Consider the following 20,069-nt stretch of genomic DNA (forward strand, 5'->3'; position numbering starts at 1 on the left):
CTTGATGGCCTTGGCACTATTATGTAGTCAATCGCCGCAATGCTCCCATAATGGTAGAGCGCACCCTGTCTGTCTAGCGAGTCTCAGCAAAGAATTTTTGTGCGATTAGCGTTATGAGTTGAGCGGCCAGCTGGTTTTTACCCATTTGTGGGATATCACATTGCCCGTCTTTCCATATTGCGGTGACCGCATTGTCATTGGCATTAAAGCCAATGGCGCTATTCGAGACATCGTTGGCGATAATTAAATCGAGATTCTTTCGTTCCAGTTTGCCCCGCGCGTAGCGCAGGAGATCCTGGGTTTCTGCCGCGAAGCCGACTGTCACCGGCCGTTCACTGTGATTGGCAACCGTGCTCACGATGTCCGGGTTGCGGACTAGGTCGATGTGCATGCTGTCATTGTCTTTTTTAATTTTTTGATCTGCGGCCTTAGCTGGGCGATAGTCAGCGACCGCGGCGCAGGCAATAAAAAGCTCGCATTTGCCTAGGGTAGCAGTGCTGGCGTCCAGCATATCCTGCGCGCTAATCACGTCTACTCGGCTTACTCGCTCTGGACAGTTTAGGTTTGTTGGGCCGCTGATCAGTGTCACTATCGCGCCGGCATCTGCGGCTGCCGCCGCTAGGGCGTAACCCATTTTCCCAGAGCTGTGGTTGCTAATATAGCGCACGGGGTCAATGGCTTCTCGGGTTGGGCCGGCGGTAATCGTTAGGCGTACGCCATCTAATATTCGGGAGTTAAAGATACTGGCTGCGTGTGTCGCAAGTTCTTCCGCTTCGAGCATTCTGCCGGGGCCGATATCGCCGCAGGCTTGCTCGCCCGCAGCGGGGCCGAAAAGGGCAATTTTGCGGGCGCTCAGGGTGGCGATATTGTCTTGGGTTGCCTGGTCGCGCCACATGCCCTGGTTCATTGCTGGTGCTAGCGCGATGGGTGCGGGTGTTGCTAAACACAGTGTGGTGAGCAGGTCGTCGCCACGACCATTGGCTAGGCGGGCCATAAAGTCAGCACTGGCAGGAGCGACTAAAATAAGATCGGCCCAGCGCGCTAGCTCGATATGCCCCATACCCGCTTCTGCTTCGGGGTCAAGTAAGGTGGTGTGTACCGGGTTGCCAGACAGCGCTTGGAGTGTGAGCGGTGTAATAAACTCCATAGCAGCCGCAGTCATGACGACTCGCACATCGGCGCCGTGATCTTTTAAGCGCCTGATAAGCTCTGCGCTCTTGTAAGCTGCAATGCCGCCGGTAACGCCGAGAAGAATATGCCGGTTGCTCAGTTGTTTCATATCACCGTGTCGCTATTGGTCAGTATGGCGTTATTATGAAGCTTATCGAGGCCGCCGACTACCGCGTGGTTTGGCTGCCCTAATAAACCATGTTCACCAAGGAGGGTGTTATGGCAATTACAGATTGGCCGGAAGATGAACGGCCGAGGGAAAAGTTATTGCAGCGCGGCGCCGCTGCCTTGGCAGATGCAGAGTTATTGGCCATCTTCCTGCGTACCGGTGTCAGGGGGAAATCCGCGGTGGATTTGGCCCGAGAGCTACTGCAGGAGCACGGTGGGCTAGCTGACTTGATAGCGGCAAGCCGCGAACGATTCTGCGCGTCTCACGGCCTAGGCGACGCCAAGTTTGTGCAATTACAGGCGGTTGTGGAGATGTCGCGTCGTTATTTGGCAGAGGCGCTGCTGAACAAGCCGGTATTTGCTAGTGCGGCTGCGACACGGCAGTTTTTGCTGGCTCAGCTGCGTAATGAGGTTCGCGAGGTGTTCGCGGTGCTGTATCTCAACAATCAGCATCAGATGCTCCTTTACGAGCCGTTATTCTACGGCACCATTGATGGGGCAGCGGTTTATCCGCGTGAGATAGCGCGGCGGGCGCTAGAATTACACGCTGCCGCCCTGATCGTGGTGCACAATCATCCGTCCGGAGTGGCGGAGCCGAGCGAGGCGGATATCAAAATTACCCGCCGAATCAGGGATGCTTTGGCATTATTGGATATGCGCTTGCTGGACCACTGCGTGGTGGCGGGGCCAGAAGTTATCTCGCTAGCTGAGCGGGGTTTGATCTGACGCGATGGAAAATACGGGCCACTAGATTTTACGGCGTGGCCGCGGCCAGATTGGCAGCCTACGTGCCTGCAGGCAGCTTGTTCTCTGGTGGCGAGGTATCTCAGTTAGCTCCCGGGGCGAGAATGGTTGGAGATTCTTTAAGGGAAATTTCGCGACAAAACTTGCTTGCTGCCCGACCTTCTGGTATAAAGTCGCGCTCCATTTGGGCCGTGTCCGGGATGCAAAACGTCTCAGGGCACCCGAGTATTGTCAGAACCACACGGCGGCCCGGTTTGAACCTGATTTTATAAACCTTTTGCACCGCAAAACGCGGATAAGGGTTGAAGAGGCGACTATCATGTCTAGAGTATGTCAAGTTACTGGCAAGCGTCCGGTAACCGGAAACAATGTATCACACGCAAAGAACCGCACTCGTCGCCGTTTTTTGCCAAACCTGCACAGCCACCGTTTTTGGGTTGAAGCAGAGAAGCGTTTTGTCACTTTGCGTGTTTCTAGCAAAGGCATGCGTATCATCGACAAAAAAGGTATTGAGTCTGTGTTAGCAGAACTTACTGCCCGTGGCGAAAAATTCTAAGGAGACTGGTCATGGCTAAGAAAGGCGCAAGCGATAAAATCCGTTTAGTTTCTAGCGCGGGTACTGGTCACTTCTACACGACCACTAAAAACAAGCGTAACACTCCGGATAAATTTGAATTCTCAAAATACGATCCAGTGGTACGTAAGCACGTGATGTATAAAGAAGCTAAAATCAAGTAACTCTTGGTTTCGTGCTTCCATAAAAAAACCGCGCAATGCGCGGTTTTTTTATGTCTGCAGAAATGAGCAGAGCTAAGGCGCCGAGAGCGGCTGGTTCGCCCTTTAGTTAACGACAGTTAGCTTGTCTTCAACGTCATTAACGTGATCAAAACCTTTAGCAATCTCTATGGCTAAGTCGTGAGCAGCATCGCTTTTAACCGTGCCTGTTAGCACCACCATGCCGTTTTTAGTGTCGACATCAATGCTGGTGGCCTCAATGTCGTCATTGGCAGCATATTTCATATTGATGCCGGCGGTGGTGGTTAAGTCATACCAGGTGCGGCTAAATCTCTCGCCAGTAGCTTCCATTTTGCTTGTGTAGTTTTTATCTACAGTTAGCTTGTTGTCTACAGACTTTACACCGTCGACATTCTCAGCAATCTGTCCTGCTAAGTCCTTTTCAATTTCGCTGTTTACAGTGCCTTTGAGCGTTACGTTTGATTTTTTAACGTCAGTGTCGATGGTGAAATTGTTAAGTTCACTGTTTAGCATTAAGGCAGTTTCAATCTTCCCATCCAGCCACGCATCATTTGTTTTACCTTGCCAATCATTAGCTAATGCCGGCGTAATGCTAATAGCTGAAAGTACAATAGCGCTTGCTAGCGTTTTTTTGATAGTCATATTCTTCTCCATGAATTTGAAAGATAAAATTTATATGTGAAATTAGTTTCAAGAAACTTTCTTTTTCAGCTCGTCAAATTGCTTTTCTGCTTCGTCCTTGGCCAAGCCGTAGCGCTCTTGTATAACACCTATAAAGCGTTCGTTGTTGGCTTGAGCGTAGTTAATATCATCGTCAGTTAAATCAGCCCATTTCTCTTTTATTTGGCCTTTCAACTGCTTCCATTTTCCTTCAGCGATATCTTGATTCATAAAAATACTCCTCTTGATAGTGAATTATTGCCCTCTTGGGCAAAGTAAGATGCGATTACAACCGCGGTGGCCGTCCTCGCAAAACTTGCATTAGTAAAGAAATAACAAGTAGCACTAAAAAGATGAAAAATAAAATTTTAGCAATACTCGCTGCTGTACCTGCTATGCCGCCAAAGCCAAGTGCTGCAGAAGCTATGGCAACAATAAAAAACACAAGTGACCATCCCAGCATGATAATTTCCTTTTTTGTTGCAGTGATAATTCTGACCTCGACTAAATAATAAGTTCAAAGTTTGTTTTTTTTATAAAATACAAACTTTGTCTGAAATGAATTGTCCACACTGTGAAGCCAATAGTTAGTAATTTGTTAATTAAAGGGAGATACAGTATGGCGAATGCAGCTGCAACGAGTGATAAAGCGCATGCAAAAGTAGATGGTGCTGCCGAGAAAATACATGAGGCTGTCGATCGTGCGGCTGCGGTGGCGGGTAGCAGTGAAGATCGCTTAATTGAGTTGGCGAATGAGTTGCGCGACCATGCAGACAGGCTCGCACAATCTGCTAAATCACGATCAGAGGCGGTTAGCTCTGCGGTAGGTGACTACACGCGTGAGAACCCCGCAAAAAGTATTGGCATCGCATTTTTGCTAGGCGCCGTTCTCGCATTTTTATTTCGTAAATAAAAGAAATGACTTTAAATGTGAGCAAGGGCGACGAGCAGATCTTAGCTGGTGAGCGGATACACGCGGAAGCAAAGTCGAAGTCGCTAGATTCGAACGAATCTATGGCTAGCTTGGTTCACGCGTATCGCGATCATTTGACAGGCTATTTAAGCTTGGCTGAGATGCACGGTCAGCGCTGGATGCTGCTGCTTTGCAAAATACTGGTGCTAAGTCTGGCGGTGTTTATGTTGCTGCTCGCCGGCTGGCTTAGTGTGCTGACTGCGCTCGTTGGCGTAATGATGCAGGCGGGCTTGTCACTTGCTGGAGCGATGTTGCTTGCAAGTGCGGCGAGCCTTGCGCTGAGCTGGGTTTGTTGGCGAGCTTTGCGTCGATGTATTGGCGAATTCTCGCCATCGTCTCTGGCCGAGTCTACTCGCGATTCGAGTCCAGTGGCCGGCGGAGGGGTTTAGCCATGGCGAGTGCAGAAACTCAGCTATTAAAAGCTATTGAGCGAAAGAGGGCACAACAAGCGCAAGACCGAGAGGTGCTTCAGCATCGGCGCAAGTTGTATCGCGAGCAGTTAGCTAATAACTTGGCTAAGCCTGAGTATCTTATTGGCGGACTTTGTCTTGGTTTTTTATTTTCTCTTCGCAAAAAAAAAAATGACTGTGGCGATAATGAGCAATGCAAAAACGTCAGCGCCGGAAACCCAGTATGGAGGCAGATTGTTGTCGATGTCTTAGATCGGCAGCTAAGTCGGCTGTTTTTTGAGATGCGTCGCCGGAGATAAAAACCCGCTAATCAACGCGACTATCATTCTGTAGTAAGATGATCGCTTTGATTGAATCGAAGAAGTTGTTTGCTATTTAAGCAAAGCTCCGAAAAAGCAGTATTGCTTTTACTGTATTTTGGCCACTGCGTTGTGTCATCGTGGAGATAATGTGCCAGTGCAATACTGATCGCGACACCGTGTGAAACAATGACCACGCTTTCATTTTTATGTTTTTCACCTATCTCTTTAATCGCCGCAAGCATTCGCGCTTTTACGACATTCTGAGATTCACCATTTGGGCTGCAAAAATCTGGGTTATGTACTAGCTCGTGCAGGGTGTTGCTGCCCGTACTGCTCAGTGATTCAAAGGTTTGACCTTCCCAATCACCAAGATCCAATTCCATTAAGCGCGGATCTTGAATTACCTCTAGATTAAAACCTTGGCCTATTGCCTCGGCGGTAATGCGCGCGCGTTGCAGTGGGCTGCTATAGATAACAGTTGGTGTGATGTAGTTGCTAAAATACGCACCGAGTTTACGTGTTTGTTCATAACCTTCCGGTGTTAACTCGGTGTCGGTTTGGCCGTGCCATACTTTGTCGATATTGGCGTAAGTTTGCCCGTGACGAACAAAATAAATTTTTTCGAGTTCCATTATTTTCTACGCAGCAACCATCATATTATGCTGTGTTACCAAATCTTCACAGCGGCTAGAGTCGCTACATAGTAAGCCAAGCTGGCTTTCCTTGCTATAAATGTGACGTAGAGAACCGGCTTTCTAATGTCGGCTAGCGTAAGTAATTCCGAGTGAGTGTTGTTGCCATACTCCGCAGGGGCGCTGTTGCTGCTCGTGATTAAACGGTCAGTGGCGGAGGCTTGTACAGCTAGTGATAACATCGGCTGTGCCCCGCCAGGGTTGAATAGAAAAAGGGGGCAGTCGCGCCCCAAAGCCTGGAGGGTAAGTCGGTTTAGAAGTTATATGTCGCTTCGAGCCCGTACATCATTGGATCGCCGATCATGTAGTAGTCTAAACCGAAGCTGGCTTGTAAATTAATACTGTAGGTTTTGTATTGCTCGTCGGTGATATTCTTGCCCCACAGCGCAATTTGATAGCGCCCGTCGTTGTCGTACCAGCCGATGCGAGCGTTATACACGGTGTAAGCGTCTTCACGACCATACTCATAGCCAGCGGCGTCGTTATAGGCGCTAAACCACTGCTCGTCTTGGTAGTTAGCGTTTACGTTTAAAGAAAGGTATCCGCTGTCGCCGGTATAGATATCGTAGTCTGCAGATATGCTGACATTGAGCGGTGGAGCGGAAATCAATTCGTTGCCATCTAATCGGATCGTGTCATCGAGGTCAGCTAGGGTGCTGGTGTCGCGCAGTTCCAATTCGGTGTACTCGGTTTCCAGCAATCCGATGCCCAGCTGAAGTGTTAAACGCTCGGTGGCACGCCACCAAATTTCGGCCTCTGCACCTAAAATTTCTGAGGCGCCGGCATTTTCCAGGAAGTTAGAGATACCCACTACGTTAATGAATTGCTGATCCGTGTATTCATACATAAAGGCCGCGGCATTGATGCGAAGACTGTTGTCGAGTAAGTCGGCTTTAAAGCCGATCTCATAGGCGTCGATATACTCAGGCGATGCGTAGGATGAGTCTATAGGGCGCGCCTCATAGTAAATCCCGCTGTTAAAAGCGCCGGCACGATAGCCCTTGCTGTAGCTTGCATAAACCATCCACTCGTCGTTAAAGCGGTAATCCGCGCCTATTTTCCCCGTCCATTCGCGCTCAGTCGCTTCTTGTGTTGGGCCACTATCCAGGGTGTAGGATCCCTCGGTATAGCCGGGTAGTCCATAGGCGGTTAGCTGGGTGAGATAGCTGCTTGGATCTGTAAGAAAGCCAATGATGGCATTTGGGTCGCCACTGACAATGGGTGGTAAGAATACCGGTACAAAGGCTTGGTCATAGCCAGTGGTGTTGCCCGGTAAAAATGTACCACGTGGTGAGCCGTCTAAGCCAACGCGAGAGACGTTGATATAGCTTAGGCGGTTGGTGTCTTGGGTGTAACGCATGCCGAGGTCGACGCCAAAATTCGCTGTTATGTCAAAGCGCATCTGAGTATAGGCGGCGATGGTTTCTTTTTCGGTATCTTGGCGCTGATCGACTGCACCAAAATTAAGAACAAAGGGTGCTTGCCCAGCGAGATCGGGTTTGGCGATCGCCGCGCGCGGATCTAATAAATCGCCGAATAGCTCGTAAATATTTTGCATTTCCAATTCTTCGAGGCCGTAATAGAGGCCACCGATAATTTGGAAATTGCCGTCGAAGTTCGATGCAAATCTGAAATCCTGGGAGAACGATCGGCTTGCGGTAAACCAATCAATTTCGAGTAGTCGAGTGGGGCCGCCGTCGTCATTAGTAAATTTATCTAATTGGGTATCGTAAAACGAGCTTACCGAGATCAGCGAGTAGTTATCGGCTTGGTAGGTTAAGGTGCCGATAAAGAGATCCATGTCGAAATTATTACGGTTTCGATCGCCGGTATTATCTTCTACCTGATTCCAGTCGAGATTGCGCGCACTGCGATCATAGCCGGTGTAATCAATATAGCCGTTAGAGTTATATGGGTTGGTCGGTAATTTTATAGCCTCTAAGCCGCGGACATCAGTGCGAGCCTCTGCGCGCGGCACTTTCATATTGCCTCTGTTTTTCGCACGGGTATATTTGAATACCCCATTTAGCGAGTCGGTGATTTGCCAGTTTAATGAAATTCGAGCAGCGCTAAAGTCGAGGATACCGCGATCTTTACCCTCGCCGAGATTTTCCTGAACACCGTCGTTTTCTTTAACTTTAAACGCAAAGCGCCCCGCGAGTTTATCGTCAATTAGGGTGTCACCAATGGCGCCTTCGAGATTAGTCATGCCGTAGTTACCTAGGCCGGCTTTAATCTTACCGTCCATCGGGTCGCCTATCATTGGAGTTTTGGTAATGATGTTGATGGCGCCGCCTGTGGTGTTTTTGCCGTATAGCGTGCCTTGTGGGCCGCGTAAAACTTCTAATCGCTCGACATCGAAGAAGCTAGTTCCGTGGGTAAATACGGCGCCTAAATATGCTTCGTCTACATAAACCCCGATGGGGCTGGCCTGGTTGGAGCTGTAGTCAGACATGCTCACGCCGCGAATGGCGAATATGGGCTGGACCTCGCCATAGGGGCCGCTAACTTGCATATTGGGCACTTGCGCAGAAATATCGTTGGCGTTTTCAAAACCCAGTTTTTCCAGCGCACTATCTGCTAAGCCGGTAATCGCCACCGGTGTATCTTGCACGCTCGCTGAGCGCCGTTGAGCAGTGACCACTACCTCTTCTAAAGCTTGCGAGTAACTGTTGGGTGTGTAGGCGCTGCTTATTGCTAGCAGCAGTCCCCATTTTTTGAATGGCTTTTTTGTTATTAAATAACTCATTGCTTACTCCAGGCTGTATGACAATTAAAGTGTGTTGTCTTTTTCTTTATCTTTTTAAGCGGATTGCAAAATCATATCGGCGGCTTTTTCTGCAATCATAATGGTAGGGGCATTCGTATTGCCTCCGATGATGCTGGGCATAACAGACGCGTCAACGACTCGCAAACCGTCAATTCCCCGAACTTTCAATGTGCTGTCGACTACTGCCATAGCGTCGCTTTCTGGTCCCATTTTGCAGGTGCTTGTTGGGTGATACTGGGTGTCAGCGCGGTTGCGAATGTCCGCTTCAATGGCGGCATCATCCCGCCAGTCCACAGGGTAGATAAGCTCGGGTTGATACTTTGCAAAGTGCGCTGACTCTAATATTTTGGACTGCCTTTTTGCGCCCTTAACAAGCAGTTCGAGATCGTCGCGCTCGCTCAGGAATTTAGGGTCGATGCGCGGAGCGTCTAAGGGGTTTGCAGAATTTAGGCTAACTTCGCCACGGCTTTTGGGGCGCAGTACTTCTATATGGCAGCTATAGCCATGGCCTAGATGCATTTTGCGGCCGTGATCATCCACAACGGCGACGACAAATACCATTTGCAAATCCGGTGCGCTTAGGCCCTCTCCGGAGTAAACAAACGCGCCGGCCTCGGCGTAAGGTGTGGTCACAATTCCTTCGCGCTTGGCGGCCCATTGTGCGGCGCCAGCGGCTACACGGGCAGAGCCGCGCAGGGAGACCCCAAAGGTGTCGCGGTTGTAATTGGTTTTATAGGCAACTGTGTAGTCGATATGGTCTTGGAGGTTTTGGCCAACGCCGGGGAGGTGCTTTTGTACCGGGATGCCATGTTTTTGCAAAGTGTCCGCAGGCCCAATACCGGACAACATCAGCAAATGCGGCGAACCGAACGCACCGGCACAGACAATGACTTCTCGACGAGCGCGCACTTCATGAAGCTGATTGCCCTGAAAGTAGCTAACACCGACAGCGCGCTGGCCATTAAAAATAATTTTATTAAACGGTGCTTGGGTGATAATTTTGAGATTGCTTCGCGACATGGCCGGACGCAAGTAAGCCGCATTAGCACCCCAGCGCTCGCCATTTTTTTGGGTGACTTGGTATTGAAAGCAGCCGTGCTGCTCTTTGCCATTGTAGTCGGGGTTATGAGGGAGTCCCTGCTCTTGAGCCGAGCTGATGAAGGCCTTGTTTAGGGGGCTGGGGCAAACTAAATCGACAACATTCAGGGGGCCGGCATTGCCGTGAAATTCGCTATCGTGACCGTAGGTTTCATTGCATTCTGAGCGAATAAAATAAGGTAGTACATCATTGTAAGACCAGCCCTCATTGCCCTGCGCGGCCCAAGAATCGTAGTCATTGCGGTGACCGCGTACATATAGCATGGCATTGATGGCGCTGGAGCCGCCGAGGCATTTACCTCTGGGTTGGTAGCCGCGACGACCGTTCAAACCTACCTGGGGCGTGGTTTGGTAGGCCCAGTTGTTGATTTTGGAGCGCATCATTAGAACCAATGCTGCAGGTGCTTTGACAACAGGGCTATTGCCGTTACCGCCAGCTTCAAGTAAGCAAACGCTGTATTTACCATTGGCAGTAAGGCGGTTTGCTAATGTGCAGCCAGCGCTGCCAGCACCTACTATAATGTAGTCAAAGGTTTCGCTGGGCATGATGTGTTTCCCCTAACTTATTATGTGCTGGTGGAAATTTGCGTAAATTGAGAACGCCGACCAGTTTTATGTGGGGAGATAATAAAGATTAAATTAGCTAGGCGTTTTTCCTTTAGCGCAGACTTGTTATCCTTTTACGCAAAAATATAAAGAGCTAATGCCTATAATGAGCAAGCCATGGTTACCTGGGACACAAACCACCACCGGTACATGGGGTCGTATTCTGAGTGAGTGCTTAAAGGATGCGAACGTGGATCCACGCCCGCTATTCGAACAGGTGGATTTAGACTATGACGAATCGATAGCCCCTGATACACGCATTCCCGATGCAAAGCTCCGGCATTTATACCCCCTAGCAATACAGGCAACGAACTCCGATAGTTTCAGTCTTCAGCTCGGCGCATACGTCAAGGCGCATAGCTTTCACGCGCTGGGCATGGCTATTCTGGTGAGTAAAACCGTCGGTGATGCCTTGCAACGCTTCCAACGTCACAGTGCAATTATCTCGGACTCGGGTTATATCGATATGATTTATGTGGGGGATAACTGTCGTTTTGACGTTAATGTGGATCGAGATATTCACGGTGTCAGGTTGCTGCCCTACGACGCAATTAACGCCTTTATGTTCGGTGTCGTGAATATGATGCGGGAAATTACTGAGGATTTTGACCTCAGCCCAGTCCGCGTTGAGCTATGCGAAGCTAAGCCCCTAGATACGTCGCCATATGAAAAGGCATTTTCATGCCCAGTCGAATTTGACAGGCCTAAAGAAACACTTATGTATAGTATAAAAGACATGGCGCAACCGGTTCGCTATGCGAATGAATCACTTGCCAAACAACATGATCAGATTACCGAATCATTTATCAAGAATATGTCGCCGGCCTTTGAAGACGAACTTTACAGGCAGATTTTAAATGAATTACCCAATGGTGAATTAAGCGTAGATAAACTGGCCTCGAGCCTAAATATGAGTCTGCGGAAATTGCAGGGCAAGCTACAGCAACAAAACACCAGTTATCAGCAATTACTCGACAAGGCGCGGAAAGAATTGGCGAGTAAGTATTTAACCAGTACCAATTACAGTATTACCGAAGTATCTTTCTTGTTGGGCTTTGCCAATAGCGCGGGATTTTGTCGCGCATTTAAACGCTGGTTTGAATGTTCGCCAACGGATTATAGGCTTCGCGCAGTAGCCGATAGTTGAGTGGAAATTTTTACATAATATTGCCGCGCACAAGGGTTCATGGTCGTGGCTATTGATGTTTTCTTAGTGCTCGCAATGGGCCATCTGCAGTATTACTTCATGTCGGCAGTATTAACTTACGCAAAACCGATTGATCATTTGCTGTAACACATCAATTGTCGGCTGAATTTGATCCAGCGCCATGTACTCATCTGGCTGGTGTGCCTGATCAATTGAGCCCGGTCCCATCACGATAGTTTGCATCCCCAGCTGCTGAAAAAACGGCGCTTCTGTGGCGAAGCCGACGGTGCCAGCGGGCTGTCCAGTAAGCTGTTCTACTAGGCTTACAATTTCTGAATCGGCGGGTTCTTCGTAGGCGGCTAAGCCTGGCATTAAAGCGCGCAGGCCAATATTGATGGCGCGGCGCTCTGCAACGGGGGTAAGGATTTTCTGTATCAGTGTGTCCAGCTCATCGTTGTCCATGCCTGGTGTGGTGCGAATATCAAAATGCAGTTCGCACTGACCGCAAATACGGTTCGGGTTGTCGCCGCCATGGATACAGCCGAAGTTCATAGTGGGAGTGGGCACAGAGAAACCGGGGTGCTGGTATTTTAGCGCCAGTTCTTGTCGAAGCTGGATAAGGCCGGTCATGACCTCGTGCATGGCATCCATGGCATTGTTGCCTAACAAGGGATTTGAGGAGTGCCCTGAGCGCCCCTTAATGGTGATGCCTTTCATTACGATGCCTTTGTGGGCGCGCATGGGCTTTAGACCAGTGGGTTCTCCCACCACCGCGTAGCGGGCGCCGGAAAGGTCTGCTTGCACAAGCGAGCGAGCGCCATCCATGCTGCTTTCTTCATCTGCGGTGGCCAAGATGATAAGAGGTGCTTTTAATGGTTTGTCTAGGAAGGGCTGTAATGCTTCGATGACGATGGCAAAGAAGCCTTTCATATCGGTACTGCCGAGGCCGTATAGTTTGTTGTCGCGCTCGGTGAGTGTAAAGGGATCGCTATTCCACAGGGCTTCGTTAAATGGCACGGTATCGGTGTGACCCGCGAGCACTAAACCGCCGCTGCCGGAGCCGAGGGTGGCAATTAAGTTGGCCTTGTCTTTATGACCGAGTATGGGCTGAATTTGAATTTTGAATCCCAGTGGCTCAAGCCAAGAGGCGAGTCGCTCAATAACGCGGATATTGCCCATATCGCAACTGGATAGTGTGGAACTGACCGAGGGGAGTTTGACTAGCTCTGTCATCATCGACAGAACACTGGGAGTGATTGCTGGTTTGGCCACGATGAGTCCGCGTTATATTGCTGAGTAGCGGATCATTGTAGCGAGTCGCGCAAACAAAGCCAGTGGCTTTGTTTGCGCTGCGGGAGGCTTACCGTGAGCGAACTAGAAAAGCGCCTTTAAAGTAAAGAAGAACAAAATTGCCAGTCCCGCTCCGGCCGGTAGCGTAATTATCCAAGACATAAAGATATTGCGGATAACGCTCAGGTTTAGCGCCGCAATACCGCGCGCTAAGCCCACCCCTAGTACCGCGCCCACCAGTGTGTGGGTAGTCGAAATAGGCAGGCCGGTCGCCGATGCAACAACAACGGTAGATGCCGCGCCAAGTTCAGCCGCAAAACCGCGACTTGGTGTTAACTCAGTGATCTTGGTGCCCACCGTGGCGATAACTTTAAAGCCGTAGGTGGCAAGACCAAAGACGATACCGCCCGCACCAACCAGTAAAATCCAGCCTGGCAGTGCTGATTTAGAGGCTATTTCACCGCCAGATTGAATGACGCTAACGATCGCCGCGACTGGGCCGATGGCGTTGGCAACATCGTTAGAGCCGTGGGCGAAGGCCATCGCGCAGGCGGTAAATACCATAAGCACCGCGAACATGCGCTCGACGCTGGCGAAGCGGAAGCGACCGTCGCCTGACGGTACATCTTTGATCCGACGCAGGAACAGCTGGCCAAGGCCTGCAACAATAACGCCGACGACTGCTGAGTAGGCTAGGCACTCGTTAAAGTTCAGCCCCAAACCGATATGCTTAAGCCCTTTGGTCATGGTGACCATGGCGATCATAAAGCCGACTAAGAACAGGTAGTAGGGAATGAATTTTTTGGCTGCTTCAAAGGGGTTGGCGGCATTCAGAATCAAGCGCTGGGCGCTGAGAAATAAACCAAACGATATCGTGCCCGCCATCACTGGCGACACCACCCAGCTCGCAACAATTTGCCCAACCTTGCCCCAGGCGACGGCATTGCTATCGATACCGACCGCGGCAAAACCTACTAGTGCACCGACAATAGAGTGGGTGGTCGATACCGGCCACCCCATCATGCTCGCAACAAATAGCCACACCCCGGCAGCGAGCAGCGATGACAGCATTCCGAAAACCAATAAATCGGGACTATCGGCGACATACGCCGGATCGATAATGCCTTTGCGAATGGTCTCAGTAACTTCGCCGCCCGCTAAGTAGGCGCCGCAGAATTCGAACAGCATAGCGATCAAAATCGCCTGCTTAATAGTCAGTGCTTTGGCACCGACCGAGGTCCCCATGGCATTGGCCACGTCGTTGGCGCCAACACCCCAAGCCATGAAGAAACCAAACAGACAAGCCAAAATCAGCAATAGTTGCCCGTGTTCAGCAATAATTGACATGTGTAATCCTTATAAAAGCGGAGGCCGGCGCGTTAGCGGGCGATAACAATTTGCAGGCGCGAGCCGACTTTTTGTGATTTATCAGACAGTTCACCGATCAGGTTAATCGTTTGATACAGGAACATGACGTCAACGGGGGGAAGTTCTTTTTCGATAAGGTATAGGGCTGCACGGATATCGATTTGGAGTTTGTCGGCGGAATGCTCCAGGCGATCCAGCTCTTCAATTAGGGTTTCGACCAAGTTTACTTCGCGGCCTCGGAAGCCGGTTTCGAGCAGTTCGTCGAGTTCTTCGATAGCCTTCATCGCCTGAGCAGATGTGGCGATGGCGAGGTCAACATACTCACTCATCGACGCTGCCAGGGAATCAGGTATTTTCATTTGACGGCCGAGCATCAGGCCGGCAATGTCTTTGCTGCAGTTGGCTATACGGTCTTGCATGCTCACTAAATCGAGCAGATCCGAGCGCGGTACTGGCAGGAAAAGGTTGCTTGGGAGTTGCAGGCGAACTTGCTTCTTGAGCTTGTCGGCCTCGTTTTCTAAATCGACGATAACACTTTGCGCGGCGCTGGCTTTCTCCCAGTCACCCTCGAGGGCGGCGTTAATAAAGGGCTTGAGGGCGGCGGCGCAGGCTTGTGCCTGCTTCATGTGTTCTTGAATTGGCTCGAAGGGGGATTTTCCGAACAAATTACCGAGTGAATTTAAAGGCACGGTGCGACTCCTGTTTGTCGTCGGTCGTTAAGTAGGCCGAATTATACGGAGGTCTGTCGAGGCTAACCAGTTTTTAAATAGAAGCTTTTAATATGCGCACTGGCGCTATGAGCGTATCGCTTGCCATAATGACATTGACGATAACAATGGGATTGCCCCAGCTATGCAGAGTAACATCAATAAAACCGCGGCATTAGAGGCGGGCGGATTAATGCGGCAATTGATCGAGGACGGCGTTCTGGACCCTGCCGTGGCTAAGCGCGTGCGGCCAACACCACCTCGTATTGGCGATAAATCTCAGCATGTTCTTAATTATCTCGCCGCCGAGCAACTGCCTGACGCTAGCCGTCCCGGTCGCACGCTGAGTATGGACCGTTTATTAGAGTGGCTATCGGGTCACTGTGAGCAGCGCTCACAGCGGATCGATCCATTAAAAATTGACGTGCCGGCGGTGACCGAGGTGATGTCCTTTGCCTTTGCTCAGCGTCACCGTATTTTGGCGGTAGCGGTCACACCGCAAGAGGTCGTTATCGCCGGTGCTGAACCGTTTATTGGCGGCTGGGAGAAAGACTTACAGCAGGTGTTGCGCCGCCCTATTCGTCGTGTGCTCGCTGATCCCGAATCGATAGACCGTTTTACGGTCGAGTTTTACAGCTTGGCAAAGTCGGTGCGCGGTGCCAGTGGCGACAGCCGCAGTGGCGGACAAGCCAACGCCAACCTTGAGCAATTGCTCGAAATTAGTAATTTAAAAGACTTGGATGCCAACGACGGCCATGTCGTCAATATCGTCGATTGGTTGTTGCAATACGCCTATGATCAGCGTGCCAGTGACATCCATATAGAGCCGCGCCGCGAGCTGGGCAATGTGCGGTTTCGTATCGACGGGGTGTTGTACAACGTCTATGAACTACCCGCCTCGGTGCTTACCGCCGTTGTTAGCCGTTTAAAAATATTGGGCCGTATGGATGTCGCTGAAAAGCGCAGGCCGCAGGATGGCCGATTAAAAACTAAAAACCCCTCTGGGGATGAGATTGAATTGCGGCTGTCGACATTGCCCACCGCGTTTGGTGAAAAAATGGTGATGCGCATATTCGACCCCGAGGTCTTGCTGCGCAGCTTTGAAGAGCTGGGTTTGCGCGGCGAAGATCGCCAGCGCTGGGACGGTATGATTCGCGCTCCCCACGGTATTGTCTTGGTGACTGGGCCGACGGGTTCGGGAAAGACCACCACCTTATATTCCAGTCTAAAGCAGATTGCGACCAGCGAAGTGAACGTTTGTACCATCGAAGATCCAATTGAGATGGTGGAAGACGCCTTTAATCAAATGCAGGTACAGCACAATATTAATCTCGATTTTGCCGGCGGCGTGCGCGCCTTGCTTAGGCAAGATCCCGATATCATCATGATTGGCGAGATTCGTGATTTAGAAACCGCAGAAATGGCGATTCAAGCGGCGCTGACCGGCCACTTGGTGATTTCTACCTTGCACACCAACGACGCGCCGTCGGCGGTAACCCGATTGCTAGAGTTGGGTGTGCCCGCCTATTTGATTCGCGCCACCGTGCTAGGTGTGATGGCGCAGCGCTTGGTAAGGAGTTTGTGCCCGCACTGCAAAGAGCCGGTGAGCCTGGATGAAACCGAGTGGGCCACCCTTACCGCGCCTTGGAAGGTAAGCCCGCCCAGCAATATTTATCACGCTCCCGGATGCTTGGAATGCCGCAATACCGGGTTTTATGGCCGCCAGGGCATCTATGAAATACTGCCAGTTGAAGGCCAGGTGCAAGCCGCCATTGGCGATGATGTCGAGCTAGATAAACTGCGTCGAGTGGCAATGAAGAATGGCATGCGCACACTTCGTCTCAGTGGCGCACAAAAAGTAGCGCGCGGTGAAACCACTATTGCGGAGGTTTTGCGGGTGGCGCCGCCCGTGCAGACTGGCTAGTACTCCTTCAATTTGAAAATGGCGTGTTACTCTGTGGCTTGGGTTGAGCGGTAGCGACAAATTTGTGTGGAACAAATTTGGGCAGCTCTGCTGGCCCTTAGGCCGAGGCGCGGATGCGCCGAGTCATACCCAACGAACGATGGTAGAGCATCCCGCGATGTTGGGTTTGATAAATTCTTTCGGGGCGCCCTGTCGGGCGTCCAGCAGAAGGCCTGTCGTTCCTCAGCCCAACCTGCGAACTTTGGCATTAGGTAACATCGAATTGAAGGAGTACTAGTTACAAATTTACTTTGTGAGCGAGCTCCGAATAATAAGCGGTAAAGGACAGTTTAATGACCACGTCGAATCAATATCTCAGTCTCCAAATTGCGGCAGGGGAGTTGCCGGCAGCGTTGGTGGCTGATGTTGAAATTCACTGGCAAAGTCTCCTCGAGCGCTGTGACGAGCAGCAGCGTAATTGGTACCAGGAATTTGCAGCTTCAGAACGACGCCAGCAATTGCTAACCGCTTTTTCCTGTAGCCCCGCACTGGCCGATTTGTGCGTGCGGAAGCCGGCCTGGCTTCCTAGCTTAGTCGCGAGCCAGGCGCTGCAGACCGGTTTAGCCAAAGATGCTTGGGTAGAGGAATTGCGCGTTTTATGCGCCGAGTGTGAGAACGCCGACGCCCTTGCCAAAATCCTTCGCGACTTTCGCAACCGCCATTGGCTGCGTATTGTTTGGCGAGACCTTAATCGCTTGGCGGCGATGGAGGAGACCGTCAGTGATCTATCTTATTTAGCCGATGCCTGCGTCGAGATTGCGCTGGCATACCTACATCAACAGCTTATCACCGAGCGTGGTGAGCCGCGCTCGGCAGAGGGTACGCCGCAGCAATTAGTGGTTATCGCCATGGGGAAATTGGGTGCGGGGGAGTTAAACCTGTCGTCCGATATCGATCTGATTTTTGCCTACCCGTACGCCGGCTCCACCGTGGGCGGTCCGCGTAGCGATGACAATCAGGCCTTTTTTATTCGTCTTGGCCAGCGTCTTATAAAAGCCTTAGACACCCGCACCGCCGATGGCTTTGTATTCCGAGTTGATATGCGCCTGCGGCCTTATGGTCAGAGCGGCCCGCTGGTAATTAGCTTCGACGCCCTCGAAGAATACTATCAGGAGCAGGGGCGAGACTGGGAGCGCTATGCGCTTATCAAAGCGCGTTGCATTGCCGGCAATCGCGAAGAGGGGCAGCGTTTATTAGCGCAGTTGCGTCCCTTTGTGTATCGGCGCTACTTAGATTTTTCCGCCATAGAATCACTGCGCGATATGAAAGCAATGATTCAGCGCGAGGTGGTGCGTCGCCAGTTGCAAGATAATATCAAACTCGGCTCTGGCGGCATTCGCGAAGTTGAATTTATCGCGCAGTGCTTTCAATTAATTCGCGGTGGGCAGGAGCCGACCTTGCAGGTTTTGCAGCTGCAGCTAGTGCTGTCTCAGCTAGAAAAAATGGCCTATCTACCGGCCGCGGTGGTTGATGATCTGCGCAGTGCCTATCGCTTTTTGAGGAATGTTGAACACGTTGTCCAGGCCTGGCGAGATGAACAGACGCAGCAGCTTCCCGAAGCTGGCACAGCGCTGGTCGCGCTGAGTTTTGGTATGGGTTTTGGTGACGATATTGCCAGTTTTCAGCAGGTGTTGGCGGCACACCGGCAATGTGTTGCTACCCACTTTAGTAATGTGATTGCTCCGCCGGAGTCCGAGCCAGACGGACAGCACCTCAGCAATAATCGCTGGCGAGCTATGCTCGATGATCTTGATCAGGAATCCGTGCGAGCAACCTTGGAAGAAGCGGGTTTTGACGATGCGGCAGAGGCGGCGCGTCTGCTGGTGGCACTGCTAAATGGCGCGAGCGTATTGCGTATGCAGGGCACGGGGCGGGATCGACTCTACGATTTTCTGCCGCTCTTATTAGAAGATTTATGTGAAGCGGCGTCGCCGGCATCGACCTTGCTGAGATTGATTCCTCTAATTGAATCGGTACTGCGCCGCACGGCCTATTTGGTTTTGCTGATTGAAAACCCCGGCGCCCGCAGTCGCTTGGTCGAACTCTGTGATGCCAGCCCGTGGATCGCGCGGCAATTAGCGGCGCAGCCGGTTTTGCTGGACGAACTGTTAGATGCGCGCAGCTTGTATTCGGTGCCCGAAAAGATAGGCCTAGCTGATGAGCTTCGCCAGCGCTTGCTGCGTATCGACAGCGACGATCTCGAGACGCAAATGGAGGCCTTGCGGCATTTCCGTTTAGCTCATGTGCTTAAGGTGGCGGCGTCGGAAGTCACCGGTGGTTTACCGCTTATGAAAGTGAGTGATTACCTTACCTATATCGCCGAAGTGGTATTAGATGCGGTGCTTGATATCGCGTGGCAGCACTTACTCGCTAAACACGGCAGTCCGGTGCCAGCGGGGGATGATCAGCGTCATTTCCTTATTCTGGGCTACGGCAAGTTGGGAGGTCTGGAACTGGGCTACAGCTCTGATTTAGATTTGGTGTTTTTGCATGACCTGCCATCAAGCAATGTGAGTGACGGTGATCGACCGCTGGACGCAGGCACATTCTTTACTCGGCTCGGGCAGCGCATTATTCATATTCTTACCGTCACCACCCGTTTAGGTGCACTTTACGAGGTCGACATGCGTCTGCGGCCATCTGGCAATTCGGGCCTATTGGTGTCATCGTTTACCGCCTTTAGCGAATACCAAAACACGCAGGCATGGACATGGGAACATCAAGCCTTAGTGCGCGTTCGCGCGGTGGCCGGCGATGAAAAACTGGCGCAAAAATTTGAAGCTTTGCGCGCTGATATTCTGAGAAAAAAACGCGACATATTAGTGCTTAAAGACGAAGTGGTGAAAATGCGCCAGAAAATGCGTGATCATCTGCTGTCTACCGGCGATAAAAATGCGGAATTTGATATTAAACAGGGTGCTGGAGGTATCGTTGATATTGAATTTATGGTGCAATATGCGGTTTTAGCATGGTCGCAACAGCACCCACCGCTTACCTACTACACTGATAATATTCGTATACTGGAATCACTGGCTGAACAGGGCCTAATTTTAGCATCGGATACCCGGACACTGATTGACGCTTACAAGGCGTTCCGCAGTCAGGCGCATCGCCTCAGCTTACAAGAGCAAAAAGGGTTGATAGCCGAAACGGCATTGGGTACAGAGCGGGAAATTGTCAGCCGTTTCTGGCAGCAACTGATGTTGTCTCCATAATGGTATTTGCCTGAATTTGTTGAGGAGTAA

Annotated in this window: 19 protein-coding genes; 9 read left to right on the top strand and 10 right to left on the bottom strand. The window is 51.0% G+C overall.

The features are described 5' to 3' along the window. Nucleotides 1-73 precede the first annotated feature (73 nt). Nucleotides 74-1,279: a bifunctional phosphopantothenoylcysteine decarboxylase/phosphopantothenate--cysteine ligase CoaBC gene (coaBC, locus tag KXJ70_RS10550; protein WP_219043465.1), complete on the bottom strand. Its 1,206-nt coding sequence runs from the start codon at nucleotides 1,277-1,279 to the stop codon at nucleotides 74-76. Between the two features lie 110 nt (nucleotides 1,280-1,389). Here coaBC and radC point away from each other — a divergent pair, with 110 nt between their 5' ends. From radC to rpmG, 3 genes are all read left to right on the top strand, one after another. Continuing rightward, nucleotides 1,390-2,064, top strand: coding sequence for a RadC family protein (radC, locus tag KXJ70_RS10555; RefSeq protein ID WP_219043466.1), 675 nt, complete (start codon nucleotides 1,390-1,392; stop codon nucleotides 2,062-2,064). Between the two features lie 337 nt (nucleotides 2,065-2,401). Then, a complete protein-coding gene (gene rpmB, locus KXJ70_RS10560) occupies nucleotides 2,402-2,638 on the top strand; it encodes a 50S ribosomal protein L28 (RefSeq protein ID WP_219043467.1) in 237 nt (78 codons plus the stop codon). Nucleotides 2,639-2,649: 11 nt separating this feature from the next. After that, a complete protein-coding gene (rpmG, locus tag KXJ70_RS10565; RefSeq protein WP_008252729.1) occupies nucleotides 2,650-2,820 on the top strand; it encodes a 50S ribosomal protein L33 in 171 nt (56 codons plus the stop codon). Nucleotides 2,821-2,922: 102 nt separating this feature from the next. Here the strand turns inward: rpmG and KXJ70_RS10570 are convergent, their stop codons facing one another. From KXJ70_RS10570 to KXJ70_RS10580, 3 genes are read right to left on the bottom strand one after another with little or no spacing between them, the layout of a single operon-like run. Further along, nucleotides 2,923-3,480, bottom strand: coding sequence for a BON domain-containing protein (locus KXJ70_RS10570; protein ID WP_219043468.1), 558 nt, complete (start codon nucleotides 3,478-3,480; stop codon nucleotides 2,923-2,925). 48 nt (nucleotides 3,481-3,528) lie between these two features. Next, the gene (locus KXJ70_RS10575) at nucleotides 3,529-3,729 is read right to left on the bottom strand and encodes a CsbD family protein (RefSeq protein WP_219043469.1); all 201 of its coding nucleotides are present in this window, start codon (nucleotides 3,727-3,729) and stop codon (nucleotides 3,529-3,531) included. 55 nt (nucleotides 3,730-3,784) lie between these two features. Beyond that, entirely contained in the window at nucleotides 3,785-3,961 is a 177-nt protein-coding gene (locus tag KXJ70_RS10580) for a DUF1328 domain-containing protein (protein WP_219043470.1), read from the bottom strand. 156 nt (nucleotides 3,962-4,117) lie between these two features. Here KXJ70_RS10580 and KXJ70_RS10585 point away from each other — a divergent pair, with 156 nt between their 5' ends. From KXJ70_RS10585 to KXJ70_RS10595, 3 genes are read left to right on the top strand one after another with little or no spacing between them, the layout of a single operon-like run. Then, nucleotides 4,118-4,411 (top strand): ElaB/YgaM/YqjD family protein, encoded by a 294-nt coding sequence (locus KXJ70_RS10585; protein WP_219043471.1) that lies wholly within the window; start codon nucleotides 4,118-4,120, stop codon nucleotides 4,409-4,411. A gap of 5 nt (nucleotides 4,412-4,416) precedes the next feature. After that, the gene (locus KXJ70_RS10590; RefSeq protein ID WP_219043472.1) at nucleotides 4,417-4,860 is read left to right on the top strand and encodes a hypothetical protein; all 444 of its coding nucleotides are present in this window, start codon (nucleotides 4,417-4,419) and stop codon (nucleotides 4,858-4,860) included. Nucleotides 4,861-4,862: 2 nt separating this feature from the next. Next, nucleotides 4,863-5,180, top strand: coding sequence for a hypothetical protein (locus tag KXJ70_RS10595; protein WP_219043473.1), 318 nt, complete (start codon nucleotides 4,863-4,865; stop codon nucleotides 5,178-5,180). 23 nt (nucleotides 5,181-5,203) lie between these two features. Here KXJ70_RS10595 and KXJ70_RS10600 read toward each other — a convergent pair whose 3' ends face one another. The 3 genes from KXJ70_RS10600 to KXJ70_RS10610 form a co-directional block, all read right to left on the bottom strand. Then, the gene (locus tag KXJ70_RS10600) at nucleotides 5,204-5,815 is read right to left on the bottom strand and encodes a histidine phosphatase family protein (protein ID WP_219043474.1); all 612 of its coding nucleotides are present in this window, start codon (nucleotides 5,813-5,815) and stop codon (nucleotides 5,204-5,206) included. 313 nt (nucleotides 5,816-6,128) lie between these two features. Beyond that, entirely contained in the window at nucleotides 6,129-8,624 is a 2,496-nt protein-coding gene (locus KXJ70_RS10605) for a TonB-dependent receptor (protein ID WP_219043475.1), read from the bottom strand. 54 nt (nucleotides 8,625-8,678) lie between these two features. Continuing rightward, nucleotides 8,679-10,289, bottom strand: coding sequence for a GMC family oxidoreductase (locus tag KXJ70_RS10610; protein ID WP_219043476.1), 1,611 nt, complete (start codon nucleotides 10,287-10,289; stop codon nucleotides 8,679-8,681). Nucleotides 10,290-10,455: 166 nt separating this feature from the next. On the opposite strand from KXJ70_RS10610, the gene KXJ70_RS10615 reads away from it, so the two are divergent. Beyond that, nucleotides 10,456-11,496 (top strand): AraC family transcriptional regulator, encoded by a 1,041-nt coding sequence (locus KXJ70_RS10615; RefSeq protein WP_219043477.1) that lies wholly within the window; start codon nucleotides 10,456-10,458, stop codon nucleotides 11,494-11,496. 111 nt (nucleotides 11,497-11,607) lie between these two features. Here KXJ70_RS10615 and argE read toward each other — a convergent pair whose 3' ends face one another. The 3 genes from argE to KXJ70_RS10630 form a co-directional block, all read right to left on the bottom strand. After that, nucleotides 11,608-12,768: an acetylornithine deacetylase gene (gene argE, locus KXJ70_RS10620; RefSeq protein ID WP_219043478.1), complete on the bottom strand. Its 1,161-nt coding sequence runs from the start codon at nucleotides 12,766-12,768 to the stop codon at nucleotides 11,608-11,610. A 102-nt stretch (nucleotides 12,769-12,870) separates the two neighbouring features. After that, on the bottom strand, nucleotides 12,871-14,133 hold the full coding sequence (locus KXJ70_RS10625; protein ID WP_219043479.1) for an inorganic phosphate transporter: 1,263 nt from the start codon (nucleotides 14,131-14,133) through the stop codon (nucleotides 12,871-12,873). A 32-nt stretch (nucleotides 14,134-14,165) separates the two neighbouring features. After that, entirely contained in the window at nucleotides 14,166-14,843 is a 678-nt protein-coding gene (locus KXJ70_RS10630; RefSeq protein ID WP_219043480.1) for a TIGR00153 family protein, read from the bottom strand. A 163-nt stretch (nucleotides 14,844-15,006) separates the two neighbouring features. Here KXJ70_RS10630 and tfpB point away from each other — a divergent pair, with 163 nt between their 5' ends. Both tfpB and glnE read left to right on the top strand, forming a co-directional pair. Next, nucleotides 15,007-16,785 carry a type IV pilus assembly ATPase TfpB gene (gene tfpB / locus KXJ70_RS10635; protein WP_219043481.1) on the top strand — a complete coding sequence of 593 codons (1,779 nt, stop codon included), beginning with the start codon at nucleotides 15,007-15,009 and terminating at the stop codon, nucleotides 16,783-16,785. A gap of 332 nt (nucleotides 16,786-17,117) precedes the next feature. Then, complete coding sequence (gene glnE, locus KXJ70_RS10640) at nucleotides 17,118-20,039, top strand: bifunctional [glutamate--ammonia ligase]-adenylyl-L-tyrosine phosphorylase/[glutamate--ammonia-ligase] adenylyltransferase (protein ID WP_219043482.1); 2,922 nt, start codon at nucleotides 17,118-17,120, stop codon at nucleotides 20,037-20,039. The last annotated feature ends 30 nt before the right edge of the window (nucleotides 20,040-20,069 follow it).

Source organism: Zhongshania aquimaris (assembly GCF_019312595.1).
In the GTDB taxonomy this organism is placed as follows: Bacteria; Pseudomonadota; Gammaproteobacteria; order Pseudomonadales; family Spongiibacteraceae; genus Spongiibacter; species Spongiibacter aquimaris.

Excerpts from the sequence above, each read along its gene's own strand:
- KXJ70_RS10610 (WP_219043476.1), bottom strand. The coding sequence starts at position 10,289 with ATGCCCAGCGAAACCTTTGACTACATTATAGTAGGTGCTGGCAGCGCT.
- KXJ70_RS10595 (WP_219043473.1), top strand. The coding sequence starts at position 4,863 with ATGGCGAGTGCAGAAACTCAGCTATTAAAAGCTATTGAGCGAAAGAGG.
- KXJ70_RS10625 (WP_219043479.1), bottom strand. The coding sequence starts at position 14,133 with ATGTCAATTATTGCTGAACACGGGCAACTATTGCTGATTTTGGCTTGT.
- rpmG (WP_008252729.1), top strand. The coding sequence starts at position 2,650 with ATGGCTAAGAAAGGCGCAAGCGATAAAATCCGTTTAGTTTCTAGCGCG.
- radC (WP_219043466.1), top strand. The coding sequence starts at position 1,390 with ATGGCAATTACAGATTGGCCGGAAGATGAACGGCCGAGGGAAAAGTTA.
- coaBC (WP_219043465.1), bottom strand. The coding sequence starts at position 1,279 with ATGAAACAACTGAGCAACCGGCATATTCTTCTCGGCGTTACCGGCGGC.
- KXJ70_RS10615 (WP_219043477.1), top strand. The coding sequence starts at position 10,456 with ATGAGCAAGCCATGGTTACCTGGGACACAAACCACCACCGGTACATGG.
- KXJ70_RS10570 (WP_219043468.1), bottom strand. The coding sequence starts at position 3,480 with ATGACTATCAAAAAAACGCTAGCAAGCGCTATTGTACTTTCAGCTATT.
- KXJ70_RS10585 (WP_219043471.1), top strand. The coding sequence starts at position 4,118 with ATGGCGAATGCAGCTGCAACGAGTGATAAAGCGCATGCAAAAGTAGAT.
- KXJ70_RS10575 (WP_219043469.1), bottom strand. The coding sequence starts at position 3,729 with ATGAATCAAGATATCGCTGAAGGAAAATGGAAGCAGTTGAAAGGCCAA.
- KXJ70_RS10605 (WP_219043475.1), bottom strand. The coding sequence starts at position 8,624 with ATGAGTTATTTAATAACAAAAAAGCCATTCAAAAAATGGGGACTGCTG.
- KXJ70_RS10600 (WP_219043474.1), bottom strand. The coding sequence starts at position 5,815 with ATGGAACTCGAAAAAATTTATTTTGTTCGTCACGGGCAAACTTACGCC.
- rpmB (WP_219043467.1), top strand. The coding sequence starts at position 2,402 with ATGTCTAGAGTATGTCAAGTTACTGGCAAGCGTCCGGTAACCGGAAAC.
- KXJ70_RS10590 (WP_219043472.1), top strand. The coding sequence starts at position 4,417 with ATGACTTTAAATGTGAGCAAGGGCGACGAGCAGATCTTAGCTGGTGAG.
- KXJ70_RS10580 (WP_219043470.1), bottom strand. The coding sequence starts at position 3,961 with ATGCTGGGATGGTCACTTGTGTTTTTTATTGTTGCCATAGCTTCTGCA.
- glnE (WP_219043482.1), top strand. The coding sequence starts at position 17,118 with ATGACCACGTCGAATCAATATCTCAGTCTCCAAATTGCGGCAGGGGAG.
- tfpB (WP_219043481.1), top strand. The coding sequence starts at position 15,007 with ATGCAGAGTAACATCAATAAAACCGCGGCATTAGAGGCGGGCGGATTA.